This window comes from Stenotrophomonas sp. 1337, from assembly GCF_031455455.1.
Taxonomy (GTDB): domain Bacteria; phylum Pseudomonadota; class Gammaproteobacteria; order Xanthomonadales; family Xanthomonadaceae; genus Stenotrophomonas; species Stenotrophomonas indicatrix.
In genome coordinates this window covers 196593-213410 of record NZ_JAVDSR010000001.1, presented here as the reverse complement: position 1 = coordinate 213410, position 16818 = coordinate 196593, and the positions used below count along the sequence as shown (strand labels likewise).

19 protein-coding genes are annotated in these 16818 nt (G+C 68.2%); 13 read left to right on the top strand and 6 right to left on the bottom strand.

Annotation, left to right across the window (positions count from 1 at the left end; genetic code table 11):
* Positions 1 to 208 precede the first annotated feature (208 nt).
* A complete protein-coding gene (locus J2X70_RS01015; RefSeq protein WP_025878041.1) occupies positions 209 to 691 on the top strand; it encodes a YetF domain-containing protein in 483 nt (160 codons plus the stop codon).
* Between the two features lie 102 nt (positions 692 to 793).
* Here the strand turns inward: J2X70_RS01015 and hemF are convergent, their stop codons facing one another.
* From hemF to J2X70_RS00985, 6 genes are read right to left on the bottom strand one after another with little or no spacing between them, the layout of a single operon-like run.
* Positions 794 to 1690, bottom strand: a complete 897-nt coding sequence (hemF, locus tag J2X70_RS01010) for an oxygen-dependent coproporphyrinogen oxidase (protein ID WP_059065612.1) — start codon at positions 1688 to 1690, stop codon at positions 794 to 796.
* Between the two features lie 10 nt (positions 1691 to 1700).
* A complete protein-coding gene (locus J2X70_RS01005; RefSeq protein WP_309908439.1) occupies positions 1701 to 2882 on the bottom strand; it encodes a hypothetical protein in 1182 nt (393 codons plus the stop codon).
* 41 nt (positions 2883 to 2923) lie between these two features.
* Positions 2924 to 4117 (bottom strand): hypothetical protein, encoded by a 1194-nt coding sequence (locus J2X70_RS01000; RefSeq protein ID WP_309908437.1) that lies wholly within the window; start codon positions 4115 to 4117, stop codon positions 2924 to 2926.
* A gap of 35 nt (positions 4118 to 4152) precedes the next feature.
* On the bottom strand, positions 4153 to 4716 hold the full coding sequence (locus J2X70_RS00995) for a hypothetical protein (RefSeq protein ID WP_140225361.1): 564 nt from the start codon (positions 4714 to 4716) through the stop codon (positions 4153 to 4155).
* Between the two features lie 30 nt (positions 4717 to 4746).
* Positions 4747 to 5166, bottom strand: a complete 420-nt coding sequence (locus tag J2X70_RS00990) for an NUDIX domain-containing protein (RefSeq protein ID WP_059065604.1) — start codon at positions 5164 to 5166, stop codon at positions 4747 to 4749.
* Entirely contained in the window at positions 5163 to 7535 is a 2373-nt protein-coding gene (locus J2X70_RS00985; RefSeq protein WP_080149568.1) for a S9 family peptidase, read from the bottom strand. The genes J2X70_RS00990 and J2X70_RS00985 overlap by 4 nt, the downstream gene beginning before the upstream one ends.
* Positions 7536 to 7701: 166 nt before the next feature.
* Between J2X70_RS00985 and J2X70_RS00980 the strand changes: the two genes are divergently transcribed.
* The 12 genes from J2X70_RS00980 (at position 7702) to J2X70_RS00925 (ending at position 16817) form a co-directional block, all read left to right on the top strand.
* Positions 7702 to 8031 carry a hypothetical protein gene (locus J2X70_RS00980; RefSeq protein ID WP_025878030.1) on the top strand — a complete coding sequence of 110 codons (330 nt, stop codon included), beginning with the start codon at positions 7702 to 7704 and terminating at the stop codon, positions 8029 to 8031.
* A gap of 37 nt (positions 8032 to 8068) precedes the next feature.
* Positions 8069 to 8713: a sigma-70 family RNA polymerase sigma factor gene (locus J2X70_RS00975; protein WP_309908434.1), complete on the top strand. Its 645-nt coding sequence runs from the start codon at positions 8069 to 8071 to the stop codon at positions 8711 to 8713.
* The gene (locus J2X70_RS00970) at positions 8710 to 8925 is read left to right on the top strand and encodes a hypothetical protein (protein WP_080149569.1); all 216 of its coding nucleotides are present in this window, start codon (positions 8710 to 8712) and stop codon (positions 8923 to 8925) included. The genes J2X70_RS00975 and J2X70_RS00970 overlap by 4 nt, the downstream gene beginning before the upstream one ends.
* 180 nt (positions 8926 to 9105) lie before the next feature.
* Positions 9106 to 10503 (top strand): cytochrome ubiquinol oxidase subunit I, encoded by a 1398-nt coding sequence (locus J2X70_RS00965; protein WP_309908432.1) that lies wholly within the window; start codon positions 9106 to 9108, stop codon positions 10501 to 10503.
* A 1-nt stretch (position 10504) separates the two neighbouring features.
* Entirely contained in the window at positions 10505 to 11518 is a 1014-nt protein-coding gene (gene cydB, locus J2X70_RS00960) for a cytochrome d ubiquinol oxidase subunit II (protein ID WP_025878022.1), read from the top strand.
* 229 nt (positions 11519 to 11747) lie between these two features.
* Positions 11748 to 12494, top strand: a complete 747-nt coding sequence (locus tag J2X70_RS00955) for a beta-ketoacyl synthase chain length factor (RefSeq protein WP_309908430.1) — start codon at positions 11748 to 11750, stop codon at positions 12492 to 12494.
* Entirely contained in the window at positions 12487 to 13284 is a 798-nt protein-coding gene (locus J2X70_RS00950) for a lysophospholipid acyltransferase family protein (RefSeq protein ID WP_309908428.1), read from the top strand. Before J2X70_RS00955 ends, J2X70_RS00950 begins: the two co-directional genes overlap by 8 nt.
* Complete coding sequence (locus J2X70_RS00945) at positions 13271 to 13528, top strand: phosphopantetheine-binding protein (protein WP_005411610.1); 258 nt, start codon at positions 13271 to 13273, stop codon at positions 13526 to 13528. The genes J2X70_RS00950 and J2X70_RS00945 overlap by 14 nt, the downstream gene beginning before the upstream one ends.
* 16 nt (positions 13529 to 13544) lie before the next feature.
* Positions 13545 to 13802, top strand: a complete 258-nt coding sequence (locus J2X70_RS00940) for an acyl carrier protein (protein WP_025878014.1) — start codon at positions 13545 to 13547, stop codon at positions 13800 to 13802.
* A 22-nt stretch (positions 13803 to 13824) separates the two neighbouring features.
* Positions 13825 to 14376 (top strand): membrane protein, encoded by a 552-nt coding sequence (locus J2X70_RS00935; protein ID WP_025878012.1) that lies wholly within the window; start codon positions 13825 to 13827, stop codon positions 14374 to 14376.
* Complete coding sequence (locus J2X70_RS00930) at positions 14369 to 16057, top strand: AMP-binding protein (RefSeq protein WP_309908424.1); 1689 nt, start codon at positions 14369 to 14371, stop codon at positions 16055 to 16057. Before J2X70_RS00935 ends, J2X70_RS00930 begins: the two co-directional genes overlap by 8 nt.
* Positions 16047 to 16817, top strand: coding sequence for a glycosyltransferase family 2 protein (locus tag J2X70_RS00925; protein ID WP_309908422.1), 771 nt, complete (start codon positions 16047 to 16049; stop codon positions 16815 to 16817). Before J2X70_RS00930 ends, J2X70_RS00925 begins: the two co-directional genes overlap by 11 nt.
* Position 16818: the final 1 nt, after the last annotated feature.

Here is a 16818-nt window from a genome sequence, read left to right as displayed (position 1 = left end):
AACCGTTAGTGTTCGGAGTGCTTCTATAACTCCCGACAGGCGCAATGCCTGTCGTGGATCTCTCCCATCCCCTGGAGCAGATCTCGGAACGGGGGCTCCTCCCCAAGCGCCCGTTCCCCGGCCCCGTTGACCTCCCCCTGGTCAGCGGGGCTTTTTATTTGTGCGCTGCTGCGCCACGCTGGGCCACCGCCCAGCAGGGAAACCCGCAATGCCCGATCTGTTCGACTTGGCGATGCCGTGGTGGGAATTCATCCTGCGCGCGGTGGTGGTCTACGCAGTCGTGCTGGGCATGGTCCGGCTCAGCGGCAAGCGCGCGCTGGGTCAGGTCACCCCGTTCGACGTGCTGCTGATCGTGCTGCTGGGCAACGCGGTGCAGAACGCACTGCTGGGCACCGATACCTCGCTGGCCGGCGGCCTGCTGCTGGCGGCCACGCTGATCCTGCTGAACTATGGCGTAGGCTGGATCACCGCCCGCAGCCGCCGCATGGAACGGCTGATCGAGGGCGAACCGGTGGTGATCGCGCGCAACGGCAAGCTCTTCGACAGTGTGCTGCGGCGCGAGCTGGTCAGCCGCGCCGATTTCGATGTCGCCATGCGCCAGCAGAGCTGCATCGGCGTGGAAGAAGTGGAACTGGCACTGCTGGAAACCAACGGCCACATCACCATCATTCCCAAGCGCAAGGACGATTGAGCGGGTGCGGTCGATATCGAGCTGGCCCGACCGCCTGTCGCCTCGGCCCGGTCCCGGTCCCGGTAGTGGTCGAGCTTGCTCGACCGCTGTGGGCGCCACACATCACACCCAGTCGCGCGGCACCAGGTAATCGGCCAGGCGCGCTTCGGCACTGCCTTCGTCGGGGCTGAAGCCGTACTCCCAACGCACCCGCGGCGGCAGGCTCATCAGGATGCTCTCGCTGCGCCCGCCACTCTGCAGGCCGAACAGCGTGCCACGGTCGTAGACCAAGTTGAACTCGACGTAGCGGCCGCGGCGGTACAGCTGGAACTCGCGCTCGCGTTCGCCGTAGGGCGTGTCCTTGCGCTGCTGCACGATCGGCAGGTAGGCATCGAGGAAGCCATCGCCGACCGCGCGCAGGTAGGCGAAATCGCGTTCGAAATCGCCGTGCAGATCATCGAAGAACAGACCACCCACACCACGCGTCTCATTGCGGTGGCGCAGGAAGAAATACTCATCGCACCAGCGCTTGTGCGCGGCGTAGCGTTCGTCGCCGAACGGTGCACACAGATCGCGCGCCACCCGATGCCAGTGCTGCATGTCCTCGTCGAACGGGTAGAACGGGGTCAGGTCGAAGCCACCGCCGAACCAGCTGGCCACCACCTCGCCGTCGCGCTGGGCCTGGAAGAAGCGCACGTTGGCGTGGGTGGTCGGCACGTAGGGGTTGAGTGGGTGGAACACCAGCGACACACCGGTGGCGCGCCACGAGGCACCGGCCAGTTCCGGCCGGTTGGCCGAGGCCGACGGCGGCAGGCGGCTGCCCGCCACATCGGAAAAGCCGATACCGGCCTGCTCGAACACCGCGCCATCGCGCAGCACGCGGGTGCGGCCACCGCCACCTTCGGCGCGCTGCCACAGATCTTCCTGGAAGCGTGCCCGGCCATCGGCGGATTCGATCGCTGCACAGATGCGGTCCTGCAGGTCGGTGAGGTAGGCGCGAACGCGCTCGAATTCGTTCATGGCGCGTACTTTACCGCAGCGCCGTGCCTGCGCTGGCGCGCGCCCCGCAGGTCGGCGACGAACCATCACGCTGGTAGCGGGCGAAGCGGGCCCAACGGTCGTTGCCGACAAGATCGCCATTGGCCAGCTGCCAGAACACGTGGTCCTCGCCTTCCTCGTTCCGCACCCGGATGGCGCCCGCGCGCATCACCGCCGGCTGCCTGCCGGATGCATCGACTTGGACCTGGGCGTCGTCGCCGAACACCAGGGCGTGGCCCTGCGCCGCATAGCGGCCGCAGGGCAGCGTGGCCACGTCCACGATGACCAGGTCTGCGCTGCTCAGTGCGGCCAAGGGGGCGACGCTGCTGCAGGCCTGCGGGTCCCGACCGATGCTGCAGGCCAGCTGCAGGGCATCGCGGGCCGGCAGCAGGCGCGCCGATGCCCACAGCGCCACGGCCGCGGCATGGCAGGAACTGGCACTGGGATGCTCGCGGCACAGCATGCTGACCTCGTCCAGCTGCGCTGCCGGTAGCGGCACGTCGCGCGGGATGCTTCGCGCCACCGAGAACGCCCAGGCCGCATCACGCACCCGGCCCACCGCTTCGGCCTGTCTGCATGCTTCTGCGTCGACGTCCGTGCGGCCACGCTGGCATGCCGCAGGTTCAGCAGGCTCCTCGCGATTGCTGGCCAGGGCGATGTCGAGCACCAGGGCATTGCGGGCGTCGCTGCGATAATCCTCGATCAAGCGATTGCAGCCGGCCGGCACGCCTTCACGGCACCACTGCCGCCAGCGCTCGGTTCCGGCCACTGCCATGTCATCCATGCAGCTGGCGATATCGGCGCGGCAGCTGCCCGCTGCGAACACCGGCGACGCCTGGCAGACCGCCGTGCTTTCCAGCGTGTAGTAACGCTCTTCGCCGGCCAGCGCGTGGCCCTCGTCGATGATCTGCAGGGCCTCGATGTCGCCGGTGGCCAGGTTGGCCAGCATCAGCACGTCCTGCAGCTGCTCCAGGTTGTAGGGCTCCGGGGCCGCGCCGGGGATGAGGCGGGAGCCTTGCACTGGGCTTTCCACCGTCAGCCGGGCGCCGCTGTCGGCGTCCTTGAAGGTGCCGCACAGCAGTGGTTGCGCGGATGCTGCCGAGCCGAGCGACAACAGCAGCGCGGCGATCCACCCGCGTGACAGGTGGCCGCGGTGGGCAGTGGAGGGGGGCATGCAGGAACTCCTTGCAGAAACGGTACGTGGAACGATGGTCATCATCGGCGGGCAGATGGTGCGGTATCACGGGTGGGCGCAGCCTCGCAGCGCACAGCACCCGGCTGCCGCTGGTAACGCTGGTAGCCGGTCCAGGCATCCATGCCCAGCAGGTCGCCATTGGCCAGCAGGCGCAGCACATGATCGCTGCCGTGGTCATTGCGCAGATGGATGGCACCCTCCAGCAGTCGCACCTGCGAGCGCTGGCTACCGATCGTCGCGTGGCCATCGTCGCCGAACGCAACCACATCGATCGTGCCGCCGTCGGCCCGGTACAGGCCACAGGGCGGCTCGGTCGCATTGACCAGGCGCAGCGCGGCACCTAGTGCCTGCAGGGGCTCGACCCGCTCGCATGCGCTGTAGCGACCGCTGTCGCAGACCACCTGCAACGCCTGCACGGCCGCCTGCGGATCGCGCGCATTCAACTGCTGCTCGGCCACTTCGGTGCAGAAGCGGCCAGCGCGCTGCTGCAGGCACAGCTGTTGCAACTGGTCGCGCTGCGCCGCCGGCAGTTCCACCCACGCTGGATCGATGCCACGGGCGAACGCCTGGCCACTGGCCTGTGCCACCGCGGCGGCCAACGCGTCACGACGGGCATTACGGCAGGTCAGCACCTCCTCGCGCTCCGCATCGGTGGTGCAGGGCGCCGGTGCGGCGGTAGCCAGCGCTACGCCCTTGGCAGACGCGGCGGCGAGGAGCGCATCGTCCACGTAGCCCAGCAACAGGCCGCTGCAGGCCGCGCCCACGCCCTGTTGGCAGGCGGTCAGCAGCTGCGGCGGCGTCGCCGCGTGCAGGCGAGCCATGCAGCGGTTCGCATCGGCCAGGCAGCTGCCGGCGGCGTTCACGGCCACCGGCTGGCAGACCGCCGGTGCACGCAGCTGATAGTCCTGCAGCGTGTCGTTGATGCGTCTGCCATCAGCACTGGCAGTGAGCGCTGTTGCCACGCCGTCATCCAGGTTGACCAGCACCAGGCCGTTGCCATCGCGTTCGATCTGCAGCGATTCGAGATCAAAGCCCGTCGCCAGGCGACGGCCCCGGTTGTGTGAGTCGATGACCAGCGCGGCATCATTCTGCGCATTGACGTACCGGCCACATCGCAGCGGCGCGGGCGTGGAAGCGGAGGCTGCGGCCGGCGCCGGCGGGGTGGCCAGCAGCAGCGCAGTGACGACCAGAAACATTCGGAGCAGGGCAGGCATGCGACATCCTTGTCGTGCGGAAGGCAGGAAGAAGTTCAGCGGAAGCGCGCGCGGATGTCCGGTCGCAGCAGGCGCCAACCCAGCCAGCCCTGCAGCCCCGCAAACAGCACCGAGGTGCCGACCAGTGTCAGGGTGAACAGCACACGCTGTACCTGCAGCTCATGCTGTGCCGTGGGGTCGCTGGCAAGCAGCGCGATCAACACCAGCAGCAGGCGATCCATCCACCAGGCGATCACGAAGTTGGCCAGCGCGCTCAGGCCCAGCATCCACACATAGGCCCACAGGCCCCAGCGTCGCTCGCGCCACAGGCCCCAGCTGGCCAGGGTCGAGAACAGGCAGAGCAGGGCAACCAGCAGCGAGGTGGCCGCCGGGTGTTTCAGCATCCACCACAGGCTGCCGTCGAGCTGCTGTTCCCATGCCAGTGTCACCAGCGTGGTCCAGAACCCGGTACGGGCCAGTACCGCGGCCATCAGCGCCTGCGCGAGGAAATAGAGGGTGACCAGCAGGCTCAGCCAGAACGAGCCCTGCGCCACTGCGCCGACCCAGTTGCTGGGTGGCGGTGGGGCAGGTGCTGGAATCGAGGGAATCGAAGCTGACATCCGTTGTCCGGGTGAGCGATGCCCGCCGGGTCAGCGGGCCGTCGCCAGGGCAGCGACCGCCGGCAGGATATGGTGTTCACTCAAGGGTGCCAAGGGCTGGCCGTGCGGCGGCTGCAGCGGCACCCAGGCCAGTTCGGCGATCTCCGCACGCGCGCACGGCTCACCTTCGATCCACACCCGCCAGGCCTGCGCCTGCACGCGATGGCCGGGCTCGTTCACCGCCCAGTCCTCGAAACTCCCGAGTGCGATGGCCGAAGCGGTGTGCAGCTGTACACCCAGTTCCTCGTCCAGTTCGCGTGCCAGTGCCTGCAGGGGTGCCTCGCCCGGGTCGGGCTTGCCGCCTGGCTGGATGAAGCGGCTGGCACCGTGCTTGCGCACCACCAGTGCCCGGCCACGGTCATCGAGGATGACCGCGGCCACGATGTGGATCGTGGCCGCGGCAGCACTCACTTCAGGTTCTGCTCGAACAGCTTGAGGATGCGCTTGTACTGGTCCAGCCAGGAATCGGCACGCACGTAGCCATGGCGCTCCAGCGGGTACGGCGCGATCGACCAGTTGTCCTTGTGCAGCTCGATCAGGCGCTGGGTCAGGTTCACCGAATCCTGGAAGAACACGTTGTCGTCCATCATGCCGTGGGCGATCAGCAGGTTGTCCTGCAGGTTCTGTGCGTACTCGATCGGCGAGGACACGCGGTACGCCTCCGGATCGATGTCCGGGGTGTTGAGGATGTTGCTGGTGTAGCCGTGGTTGTACTGGTGCCAGTCGACCACCGGGCGCAGCGCGGCGCCGGCCTTGAACGTGCCCGGCGAGCGGAACAGGGCCATGAAGGTCATGAAGCCGCCGTAGGAGCCGCCGTAGATGCCGGCGTGGTCACGGTCACCCTGCTGGGTGTCGACCAGCCAGTCCAGGCCGTCCTTGTAGTCTTCCAGCTCCGGGTGGCCCATGTTGCGGTAGATCGCCGTGCGCCAGTCGCGGCCATAGCCTTCGCTGCCGCGGTAGTCCATGTCCAGCACGATGTAGCCCTTCTGCACCAGCAGGTTGTGGAACATCTGCTCGCGGAAGTAGGCCGGGTAGCGCTGGTGCACGTTCTGCAGGTAGCCGGCACCGTGCACGAACATCACGATCGGGTACTTCTTGCCGGGTTCCTTGTTTTCCGGCTCGTAGTACTTGGCCCAGACCACGCCGGCGCCATGCTTGGACGGCACCGCCACCAGCTTCGGCTGGATCCACTGGCGCGCCTTGTACTCGGCGGTACGGGTATCGGTCAGCACGCGCGCCTGGCCAGCGCCGGTACTCGGCACCACCGCCAGCTGCGCCGGCAGGTAGGCGCCGGAATAGCGCACCAGCAGCTGCTGGCCGTCCGGCGACAGCGAGAAATCTTCCACGCCATTGAGGCTGGTCAGCTCGCGCACCTGGCGGGCAGCGGTATCGACCGCGCAGACTTCGTAGTCATGCGGGGCCTGCTGGTTGCACAGGAAGTAGAAGCCCTTGCCGTCGGCCGACAGCACCGGCGCCGAGGTTTCCCACTTGCCGCTGGTCAGCGCCTGCGGCTTGCCGCCACCGGCCTGGGTGTACAGGTGCGAGAAGCCGGATTCCTCGGACAGCAGCCACAGCGTGCGGCCATCGGCCATCCAGCCGAAATCGTTGAAGCCCCAGTTGATCCAGGCGTTGTCGGTCAGCCGGTGGCGGTTCTGCACGCGGCCGTCGGCGGCAGCAACGCTGACGATCCAGCGGTCCTTGTTGTCGTTGGCGCGCAGCATCACCGCGGCCTGCTGGCCGTCAGCGCTCCAGCGGATGCCACCGCCCATGAAGTCGCTCATCACCTGCACGCTGCGGTCGCCCTTCAGTGCGTCCTTGCCGGCCTTGCGGCGCAGCTCGGCCAGCGGATCGGTGCCGATGCCCGGCAGGCTGGACAGCGACAGCTTCTCGGCCTTGCTGCTGCGTACATCCACGAACCACAGGGTGTGCGGCTCGAAGCCGTTGCGGCCGACGCGCTGACGGGTGTCCTCGGTTTCCTCATAGCCCGACTCGGTCACGTACAGCGGCATCTTGCCGCCGCGGCCGTCATCGAAGTCCTTCGGCTTGGTGGTCACGATCAGGTGGCCCAGGTCCGGCGACAGCACGCTGTCGACGATCTCCACGTCGGCACCCAGGAATACCGGACCCGGTGCGCGGGTCGGGTCGGCCTGGCGCCAGCGCTGGTCCTGGTCCTTCAGCGCCTCGCGCTGTTCGCGGTCGCGGCGCAGGGTTTCCAGCGTGCGCAGCTGCTGGTCGCGCAGCACGTCGGCCTTCGGCGGCGTGCTGGGATCCTTTTCGGCTTTCAGGCTGGCCACCTGCTGCACGCCGCTGGCGGCGGTCCAGTGGAACCAGTTCTGGCCGACGCGCCAGATCACGCCATTGTCGGCGGCGAAGTTCACGCCGCTGGCGCGCTCGTTGCTGCGGGTCAGCTGGGTCAGTGCGCCGCTGCGCAGGTCGCGCACGAACACGTCGCCGTTGCGCACGAACGCGCTGCGCGTGCGGCTGCGGTCGTACACCGGATCGGCCACGTCCAGGCTGCCGCGCTGGTCATCGGCCACCTGCGCGGCCACGCCACCGGCGATCGGCTGGCGGAAGGTGTCGCGCACCGGGCTGCCGTTGCGCTTGAGCTGGTATTCCACCTGCTGGCTGTTCCACGACCACCAGGCCTTCTCCACCGGCGGACCGATCCAGTCCGGGTCGGCCATGGCCTGTTCGATGGTGATCGGTGTCGGCGCAGCCTGCGCGGCCGGAGCGGCCAGCACGGCAGACAGCAGGAGGGACAGGGGCAGCACTCGGGACATGGGCGGACGGCACCAGAAGAGGAAACCGGGCAAGCGTAGCAGCCGTCCCGGCCCCGGGCAGGGGCCACAGGTCATGGCAGCGGAATCGGCAAAGCGGTGCAACCGGTCGGCAGGGTCGCGCATCCAATCTCCTGAACCCGCATCATCTACCGGACAGGAGCACGACATGCAGGAACTCATCCCGATCACCCTCTTCATCTGCATCGCCTATGCGATCCATGCCATCGCCGATGCGCGTGCGCGCAGCAAGCTGGTGGCACCGCACGTACCGGAAGAGGTGATCCGCTCGCTGGCGGTGCTGGAAGAGGAACGCCGCCGCCAGGGCGCGCTGCGCTGGGGCATCAGCCTGGTCTGCCTGGCGTTGGCCATGGCGCTGCTGGAGGCCATCGGTGCACGCGACCTGACGTTCGGCGCAGCTGCCGCGCTGGTCGGCAGCGCAGGGCTGGGCCAGCTGCTGGCTTGGCACTTCACCCGCCCCGCCACGCGCAAGGGCTGAGCCGGCGCATGCTGCGGGCACAAGGGGCGCCCCCCGCATGAGCCTTCTGGGGGGAGCACTGGCTGCACTGCGCGGGCGGCGGCGCAATGTCCCCGTGGAGGAGCCCTCTGCGTGGTCGGACGACCGCGCTCTGGTGGGCGCGATCATCGACGGCTCGCAAGCGGCCTTCGCGCAGTTGGTGGAAACACATCAGCGCACCTGCGCGCATGTGATCGGGCGCATGGTCGGCGACCGCGACCAGGTGGCCGACCTGCTGCAGGAAACCTTCCTGGCCGTGTTCCGCCAGCTGCACCGGTTCCGTTTTGAATCTTCGTTGCGGACCTGGATTTCGCGCGTGGCCTACACCACCGCGCTGCAGCACCTGCGGCGGCGGCGACTGGAAGCGCAGTGGATGGTGGCGGTGGAGGTACCTGAAGAGCTGGGTATCGGCGATGAAGGGCCGGGCCCGGCCGAACTCAGTGAGGCGCTGCAGGCCGGCCGGCAACTGGGCGTGGCGCTGGAGCGGTTGAGTGCGCCGCAGCGCCTGATCGTCGGCCTGCACTACCTGGAGGATTTCGATCTGGCCGAGATCGAGCAGGTGACCGGGCTGGCCCGGGGTACCATCAAGAGCCACCTGCACCGTGCGCGCCAGGTCCTGAAACAGGAGCTGGTGAAGCACGCCACCGCCGGAGAACCGTGGTGAGCCGACCAACCGATTCCCGCGAACCCGACGAGCGTGCGCTCTCGCAGGCCTTGCATGAACAGGTAAGGCAGGACGACGTGCCGGATGTGAGCGAAGCGCTGCAGAAGCGGATTGCGTCCGAGTCGCGCGACAGCAGCGTGGGCTATGCGGTGGTGCAGATCGTGTTGCTGGGCGCGTTGCTGGCGATGGGCGTCTGGTATTTCTGGCGGTGAACGCCCCGCCGGGCATGGCCCGGCGCTACCGCGTGAATCAGCACCCCGCCGGGCATGGCCCGGCGGCTTCCACGCACCCTGCGACAAAGTGAAGCAGCGCGTCACCCGGTCGCATCCCGGCTTAACGATATCCCCCTAAAGTGGTCTGGTATCCCACCGGCACCTGGCAGGAGGCGTCCCTTGGACGCGTTGTTGTTGTCGCGGATCCAGTTCGGATTCGTCATCAGTTTCCACGTACTGTTCCCGGCCTTCACCATCGGTACGGCCAGCTGGCTGGCCTTCATCGAATGGCGCTGGCTGCGCACGAAATTGCCCGTCTGGCGCGAGCTGTATTTCTTCTGGCAGAAGATCTTCGCGGTGTCCTTCGGCATGGGCGTGGTCAGCGGCATCGTCATGGCCTTCCAGTTCGGCACCAACTGGCCGCGGCTGAGCGAAGTGGCCGGTACGGTGATCGGCCCGCTGCTGACCTACGAAGTGCTGACCGCGTTCTTTCTGGAAGCCAGCTTCCTCGGCGTGATGATGTTCGGCTGGGGCCGGGTGTCGCCGCGCCTGCATTTCCTGTCCACCTGCATGGTGGCGCTGGGCACGCTGTTCTCTACCTTCTGGATCCTCTCGTCCAACAGCTGGCTGCATACGCCGGCCGGCTACGAGATGGTCAACGGCGTCGTGCACCCCGTCGACTGGTGGCAGGTGGTGTTCAACCCGTCCTTCCCATACCGGCTGGCGCACATGGCGCTGGGTTCGTTCATCACCACCTGTTTCGTGATCGGTGGTGTGGGCGCATGGTATCTGCGCAGGGGAACGCACGTGGAAGCGGGGCGGCGGATGTTGATCGCGGCGGTGGCGTTCGCGGCGCTGACCGTGCCGGTGCAGATCTTCGTCGGCGACATGCATGGCCTGAACACGCTCAAGCACCAGCCGATGAAGATCGCGGCGATGGAAGCGCACTGGCATGAGACCAAGGAGGGCGAGGGCGTGCCGCTGGTGGTGTTCGCGCTGCCCAACGAGAAGGAGGAGCGCAACGATTTCGAGGTGGCCATTCCCAAGCTCGGCAGCGTGATCCTCACCCACAGCCTGGACGGTACGTTCGATCCGCTGACGTCGGTGCCGGCCAGCGAACGGCCGCCGGTGACGCCGGTGTTCTTCGCCTTCCGCATCATGGTCGGGCTGGGCACGCTGATGCTGGTGCTGGCCTGGGTCTCGGCCTTCCAGCTGTGGCGGAAGAAGCTGCTGGCCTCGCCGTGGCTGCTGCGTGGCTGGAACTGGATGCTGCCCAGCGGCTTCGTCGCGCTGCTGTCGGGATGGTTCGTCACCGAGATGGGGCGGCAGCCGTGGGTGGTCTATGGCGTGCTGCGCACCGCCGATGCCGTTGGCCCGCAGAGTGCATGGATGACCGCGCTGTCGCTGGGTGTCTATGTGATCGGCTATGCCTTCGTGTTCGGCTGGGGCATCTGGTACCTGGTGAAGATCCTGCGCCACGGCCCGCAGCCGTACGACGAAGGCCCGTCGCTGGACCATGGCAGCCACACCCCGGCGCGGCCGCTGTCGGCCGCCGACGAACCGCTGGAGGAGCGCTGACATGGACCTGATGACCTGGCTGCCGGTGGCATGGTTCGCGGTGATCGGCTTCGGCGTGCTGATGTACGTGGTGCTGGACGGCTTCGTGCTCGGCATCGGCATCCTCGCCCCGTTCGCCGAGGACGAGGAACAGCTGGACCTGATGATGAACACCGCCGCGCCGATCTGGGACGGCAACGAGACCTGGCTGGTGCTCGGCGGCGCCGGCCTGATGGCCGCCTTCCCGAAGGCGTACGCCGTACTGCTGTCGGCGCTGTACCTGCCGGTGCTGCTGCTGGTGGTGGCGCTGGTGTTCCGTGGCGTGGCCTTCGAGTTCCGCTTCAAGGCGCACCGTTCACGGCGGCTGTGGAGCGTGGCGTTCGGCCTCGGTTCGCTGCTGGCCACCTTTGCCCAAGGCGTGATCCTCGGCACGCTGGTGCAGGGCCTGCCGCTGGTCGATGGCGTGTACCAAGGCGGCGCGTTCGGCTGGTTCAGCCCGTTCGCGATGCTGACCGGTGCCGCGCTGGTAGCCGGCTACGCGCTGCTGGGCAGCACCTGGCTGATCCTGAAGACCGAAGGCCGCGTGCAGGCGCTGGCCCGGCAGATGACCCGCCCGCTGGTGGTCGCGGTGATCGCGGCAATGGGCCTGGTCAGCAGCTGGCTGCCGTTCCTGCAGTCGCGGCTGATGGACCGCTGGTTCAGCGACGGCAACTTCTGGTGGTTGTCGCCGGTGCCGCTGCTGACCTTGGCGGTGGCCATCGCGCTGTGGCGCAGCGCCACCCATCCGCGTCGCGACCTGCCGCCGTTCCTGCTCAGCCTGGCCTTGTTCGTGCTTGGCTTCGCTGGCCTGGTGCTGGGCATGTGGCCGTACCTGCTGCCGCCGTCGATGACGCTGTGGCAGGCCGCCGCGCCGGCCTCGTCGCTGGGCTTCACCCTGGTGGGGCTGGTGGTGCTGCTGCCGGTGATCCTGGGCTACACGGCATGGTCCTACCGGGTGTTCCGCGGCAAGGTACGCGCCGACGCCGGCTACCACTGAACCGGCTCGCTGGATCGGTCCATGCGGGGGGCGGTCGCTGACCGCTCCCCGTTGTGCTTTGTGAAACATGTCATCCCTGTGTCGGACGTGCTAGCGTGCGCTCCTTTCCGGCAGCCAGGGGGGCAGCCGGCGACGTCCTGGACGGATGCATGGCTGCAGGAATGGGGGGCAGCCGCGTGTCGCCGTAATGGCTCGAGACTCTCGTTCGCCCATCGAAACATCACCGGTAATGATCGAATTTTCCGTTGTCGACTGGGCCGCCTGGGCGCCTGGCCTGACCGAGCGTAGCCAATGGATGGGCTGGGCCGGAGCACCGTTCCTGCCGCAGGGTGAGGACACGCCGGCGCTGGCCGAGATTCCGGCCATGCAGCGGCGCCGTATCGAACGCCTGGGCCGCATGGCGATCCAGGCTGCGTGCTGGTGCGAGGACGGGCAGGGCGCTGACAGCCAGGTACCGCTGGTGTTCGCCAGCCGCCATGGCGATGTCGCCCGATCGATGGACCTGCTGGGCTCGCTGGTGGCCGATCAGCCGCTGTCGCCCACCGGCTTCGGCCTGTCGGTGCACAACGCGATCGCCGCGCTGTATTCGATCGCCCGCGGCCACCGGGGCAACTACCTGGCGTTGTCCGCTGGCCAGTCGACGGTGGAAGCGGCGTGTCTGGAGGCCGTCGGCCTGCTTGGTGATGGTGCCAGTGAAGTGCGGATCGTGGTCTATGAGTCGCCGTTGCCCGACGTTTACGCCGAATTCGCCGACGAACCCGACCCGTTCTTCGCCTGGTGCTGGCGCCTGGCACCCGCCGGTACTGCCGGCGGCACCGATCTTTCGCTGTCCTGGCAGGTCGCCGGCGACGCCGGGCCGACCGCGCCGGGCGTGTTGCCGCATGCGCTGGACCTGCACCGCTTCCTGCTGGCCGGGGATCCGCAGCTGCAGCACCTGACCCAGGGCCAACGCTGGTCCTGGCGCCGCCGTGGCTGAGGCGCTGCGCCGCCTTGATCATGCCTGGCGGGTGTTCGGCACCGGCCTCAGCTTCGCCGCGTTTGGCGTCGGCGGTCTGTTGCTGGGCGTGCTGGTGATGCCGGTGCTGCTGCTGATGCGCGACCCGGTGGCACGTCGCCGCCGGGCCCGCCGGCTGGTCCAGCGCGCCTTCGCCAGCCATGTGTGGCTGATGTGCCGGCTGGGCGTGATGACCCTGCGGGTCGACGGGCGCGAACGCCTGCAGCGCGACGGCCTGCTGGTGCTGGCCAACCACCCGACCCTGATCGACGTGGTCTGCCTGATCGCCCTGCTGCCCAATGCCGACTGCGTGGTCAAGCGGGCGGTGGCCTGCAACCCGTTCATGCGCGGCCCGGTGCGTGCCGCCGGCTACATCTCCAATGACGACGGCGCTGGGCTGGTCGATGACTGCGCGGCGGCCGTGCACGCCGGCGGCACCCTGGTGATCTTCCCGGAAGGCACCCGCAGCGTGCCGGGGCAGCCGTTGCGGCTGCAGCGTGGCGCGGCCAACATCGCCGTGCGCGGGCGCCTGGACATCACCCCGGTGCGCATCACCTGCACCCCGCCGACGTTGACCAAGGGCCAGAAGTGGTATCGTGTACCCTCACGTCGTTTTCACGTTCAGCTGCAGATCGGCGAAGATATCCCGATCGCGCCGTTCCTGGCCGAAGATGACTCGCCAAGGGGGGATGCCCTGGCGGCCCGTCGCGTCACCGACCACCTCACTCGTTATTTCGACCTGTCTGGAGATCCGACCCGTGCAAGCACTTGAGCACGAGATCAAGGAATTGATCATTTCCTCGCTTTCACTGGAGGACATCACCCCGGAGGACATCGATCCGACCGCGCCTCTGTTCGTGGAAGGCCTCGGCCTGGACTCGATCGATGCACTGGAACTGGGCCTGGCGCTGCAGAAGAAGTACGGTGTCAGCCTCTCGGCCGACTCGGAAGAAACCCGTCGCCATTTCTCCAGCGTGCGCGCGCTCGGCGAGTTCGTCGCCGCCCGCCAGTCGTAAGGCGCCAGGAACTGCCATGACCAAGAATGAACTGTTCGAGCGCATCGTCCGCATCCTGACCGACAGCTTCGAGATCGAGCCGGCGCGGATCAGCCCGGAATCGCGCCTGTACGACGACCTGGACATCGACAGCATCGATGCCGTGGACCTGATCGTGCAGCTCAAGCCGCTGCTCGGCCGCAACCTGCAGCCTGAAGCGTTCAAGGCCGTGCGCACCGTGCAGGACATCGTTGATGTCGTGCATGGCCTGCTGCCCGGTCAGGCCGCTGCCTGACAGCAGCACGGACGCCGCGACCATGGCACGGGCACGCATGGTCGTGGTGGCAGCGATTTCGCTTGCCTATCCGGTGCTGGTCTACCTGGCGATGGGCCGCTTCGAGCCACGCTGGCTGTCGCTGCTGCTGTTCGCGCTGGCCCTGCTGCGCGCGCTGAGCACCCGCCAGCCCTTGTGGTGGGCCGCCGCCGCCGGCGCGGGCCTGCTGGCCGGGCTGGCCACCGTGCTCAACCAGGCCCTGCCGCTGAAGCTGTACCCGGCGCTGGTGAACGTGGTGATGCTGACGGTGTTCGCCACCAGCCTGCGCTTCGGTCCGCCGCTGGTGGAACGCCTGGCGCGCCTGCAGGAGCCGGACCTGCCACCGTTCGCGGTGGTCTATACCCGCCGCGTCACCCAGGTGTGGTGCGGCTTTTTCGTTCTCAATGGTGGTCTCGCCCTGCTCACCGCGCTGTATGCGTCGGACCGGGTCTGGATGCTCTACAACGGATTGTTGGCGTACGTGATGATGGGATTGTTGTTCGGGGGCGAATGGCTGGTACGGCGTCGGGTCAAGGCAGCGCACGCGCATGGCTGACTGGATTGCCCTGGACCGGCTGCTGATCGCGGCGCAGCCCGGTCGTGACATCGGTATCTGCGATGGCACTGCCCTCGACCATGTCGCCTTCCGCCTGCGCGTACTGGCCTGGCATGACGCTTTCAGCGCTGCCGAAGGTCGTGACTGGGCGCTCTACTTCGATGACACCGTGGCCTTCGCTGCAGCGTTGTTCGGTGCCTGGCATGCCGGCAAGCGGGTGTTCCTGGCCGCCGACAACCTGCCCGCGACATTGCAGGCGCTGCAGCCGCAGGTGAGTGGCTTCGCAGGTGACCTGTCGGCGGATTACCAGCCGTTGCAGGCCACCGACAGCGCCGCCGCCGGCGTGGTGCTGCTGCCGTTGGACGAGCGCGCCTGCGAACTGTGCGTGTTCACCTCCGGCAGCACCGGCCAACCCAGCGCGATCAGCAAGCGGCTGGACCAGTTGGCGCGCGAAGTCGATGCGCTGCAGGCCGCCTTCGGCGCCCAGCTCGACGGTACCCAGGTGCATGGCACCGTGTCCCACCAGCATATCTACGGCCTGCTGTTCCGCGTGCTGTGGCCGCTGGCTGCCGGCCGTGCGATCCAGCCCCGGCGCTTCTTCCACGAAGACCTGGTGGGCGCGCTGGCCGGTACCGATACGGTGCTGGTGGCGACCCCGGCCCATCTCAAGCGCCTGCCCGAGCAGCTCGACTGGGCGTGCCTGCACGGCCGCCTGCGTGCGGTGTTCTCCTCCGGCGGCCCGCTACCCGAGGACGCCGCGCGCCAGGTCCGCCAGTGGTTGGGCGTGGCGCCCACCGAGGTTTACGGCAGCAGTGAAACCGGTGGCATCGCCTGGCGCCGCTGGGACACCGATGCACCGCCGTGGCAGCCGTTGCCGGGCGTGCAGTGGCGGATCGAGGAGGACTGCCTGGCGGTGGCCTCGCCGCACCTGGAGACGTTGGACTGGTGGCGCACCCAGGATCGCGTGGAAGCATTGGCCGATGGCCGTTTCCGCCTGCTGGGCCGTGCCGACCGCATCGTCAAGATCGAAGAGCGCCGCGTTTCGCTGGATGCACTGGAGCGCGCGCTGCGCGAGGATCCAGAAGTCGAGGACGTGCGCGTGCTGGTGCTGCAGGGCCAGCGCGAGCAGCTGGCGGCCGTGGTGGTGCCGGCCGATCCGACGTTGGCACGTGCCAGTGACGGCGCACGGCGTGCGCTGGGGCAGCGGCTCGGTGCGCGGTTGGCGCAGGGCCACGATGCGGTCACCCGCCCGCGGCGCTGGCGCCTGGTCGAATCGCTCCCGATCAATGCCCAGGGCAAGGTCACCCAGGCTTCACTTGTGGCGTTGTTCCAGCCGATGATGCCGGTGCCGGTCTGGGACTGTCGCGACGAGGCGGCGGCCACCCTGCGGATGACGCTGGACCCCGCGCTGCGCGCGTTCCAGGGCCACTTCCCGCAGGCGGCGATCCTGCCCGGCGTCGCCCAGCTGGACTGGGCGGTGCGCTTCGGCCGCCAGGCCTTCGTGTTGCCGGTTGGTTTCCAGCGCATGGATGCAGTGAAGTTCCAGCGCGTGGCCCGCCCCGGCGACGAGCTGACCCTGCACCTGGACTGGGACACCGGGCGCGGCGTGCTGACGTTCCGCTACACCTCGGTGCATGGCGTGCACGCCAGCGGCAGGGTGGTGTTCGCCGATGCGTATTGAGCCGGCCACCGCTGGCGGCGCGTTCGCGCCGCTGGTGGTCATTCCCGTGTACGACCACGAACACGCCATCGGCGCGGTCGTCGATGGCGTGCAGGCTGCGGGCCTGCCCTGCCTGCTGGTCGACGATGGCTCGCAGCCGTCCTGCGCGCTGGTACTGCGGGAACTGGCACAGCGAGCGGGCGTCGACCTGCTGCGGCTGGACGTGAACCAGGGCAAGGGCGGTGCGATGCTGGCCGGTTTCGCCGAAGCGCAGCGTCGTGGGTATACCCATGTGCTGCAGATCGATGCCGACGGCCAGCACGACACCGGCGACCTGCCGCGCTTCATCGACGCCGCCCGCGCGCGGCCGGACGCCGTGATCTGCGGCATTCCCGCCTACGATGCCAGTGTGCCGAAGGCGCGCCTGTATGGTCGCTACGCCACCCACATCTGGGTGTGGATCAACACGCTGTCGCTGCACCTGCGCGACACCATGTGTGGATTCCGGGTGTATCCGCTGCCGCCGGTGCTGCGCCTGATCGGCGAGGAGACTGTCGGCCGGCGCATGGATTTCGACACCGAAGTGATGGTGCGCCTGTACTGGCGGCAGGTACCGGTCGACCACCTGGCTACGCGGGTGACCTATCCCGCCGACGGCGTTTCGCATTTCGATGTGTGGCGCGACAACGTGCGCATCAGCCGCATGCATACCCGGCTGTTCTTCGGCATGCTCTGGCGCGCGCCGCGCCTGCTGTGGCGCCGCCTGCAGGGGCAGGGCTGAG

Bases quoted from the DNA above. Each gene is read 5' to 3' on its own strand.
- J2X70_RS01005 (WP_309908439.1), bottom strand. From the start codon at position 2,882: ATGCCCCCCTCCACTGCCCACCGCGGCCACCTGTCACGCGGGTGGATC.
- J2X70_RS00975 (WP_309908434.1), top strand. From the start codon at position 8,069: ATGAGCCTTCTGGGGGGAGCACTGGCTGCACTGCGCGGGCGGCGGCGC.
- J2X70_RS01000 (WP_309908437.1), bottom strand. From the start codon at position 4,117: ATGCCTGCCCTGCTCCGAATGTTTCTGGTCGTCACTGCGCTGCTGCTG.
- J2X70_RS00980 (WP_025878030.1), top strand. From the start codon at position 7,702: ATGCAGGAACTCATCCCGATCACCCTCTTCATCTGCATCGCCTATGCG.
- J2X70_RS00940 (WP_025878014.1), top strand. From the start codon at position 13,545: ATGACCAAGAATGAACTGTTCGAGCGCATCGTCCGCATCCTGACCGAC.
- J2X70_RS00925 (WP_309908422.1), top strand. From the start codon at position 16,047: ATGCGTATTGAGCCGGCCACCGCTGGCGGCGCGTTCGCGCCGCTGGTG.
- J2X70_RS00995 (WP_140225361.1), bottom strand. From the start codon at position 4,716: ATGTCAGCTTCGATTCCCTCGATTCCAGCACCTGCCCCACCGCCACCC.
- J2X70_RS00935 (WP_025878012.1), top strand. From the start codon at position 13,825: ATGGCACGGGCACGCATGGTCGTGGTGGCAGCGATTTCGCTTGCCTAT.
- J2X70_RS00930 (WP_309908424.1), top strand. From the start codon at position 14,369: ATGGCTGACTGGATTGCCCTGGACCGGCTGCTGATCGCGGCGCAGCCC.
- J2X70_RS00955 (WP_309908430.1), top strand. From the start codon at position 11,748: ATGATCGAATTTTCCGTTGTCGACTGGGCCGCCTGGGCGCCTGGCCTG.
- J2X70_RS01015 (WP_025878041.1), top strand. From the start codon at position 209: ATGCCCGATCTGTTCGACTTGGCGATGCCGTGGTGGGAATTCATCCTG.
- J2X70_RS00985 (WP_080149568.1), bottom strand. From the start codon at position 7,535: ATGTCCCGAGTGCTGCCCCTGTCCCTCCTGCTGTCTGCCGTGCTGGCC.
- hemF (WP_059065612.1), bottom strand. From the start codon at position 1,690: ATGAACGAATTCGAGCGCGTTCGCGCCTACCTCACCGACCTGCAGGAC.
- cydB (WP_025878022.1), top strand. From the start codon at position 10,505: ATGGACCTGATGACCTGGCTGCCGGTGGCATGGTTCGCGGTGATCGGC.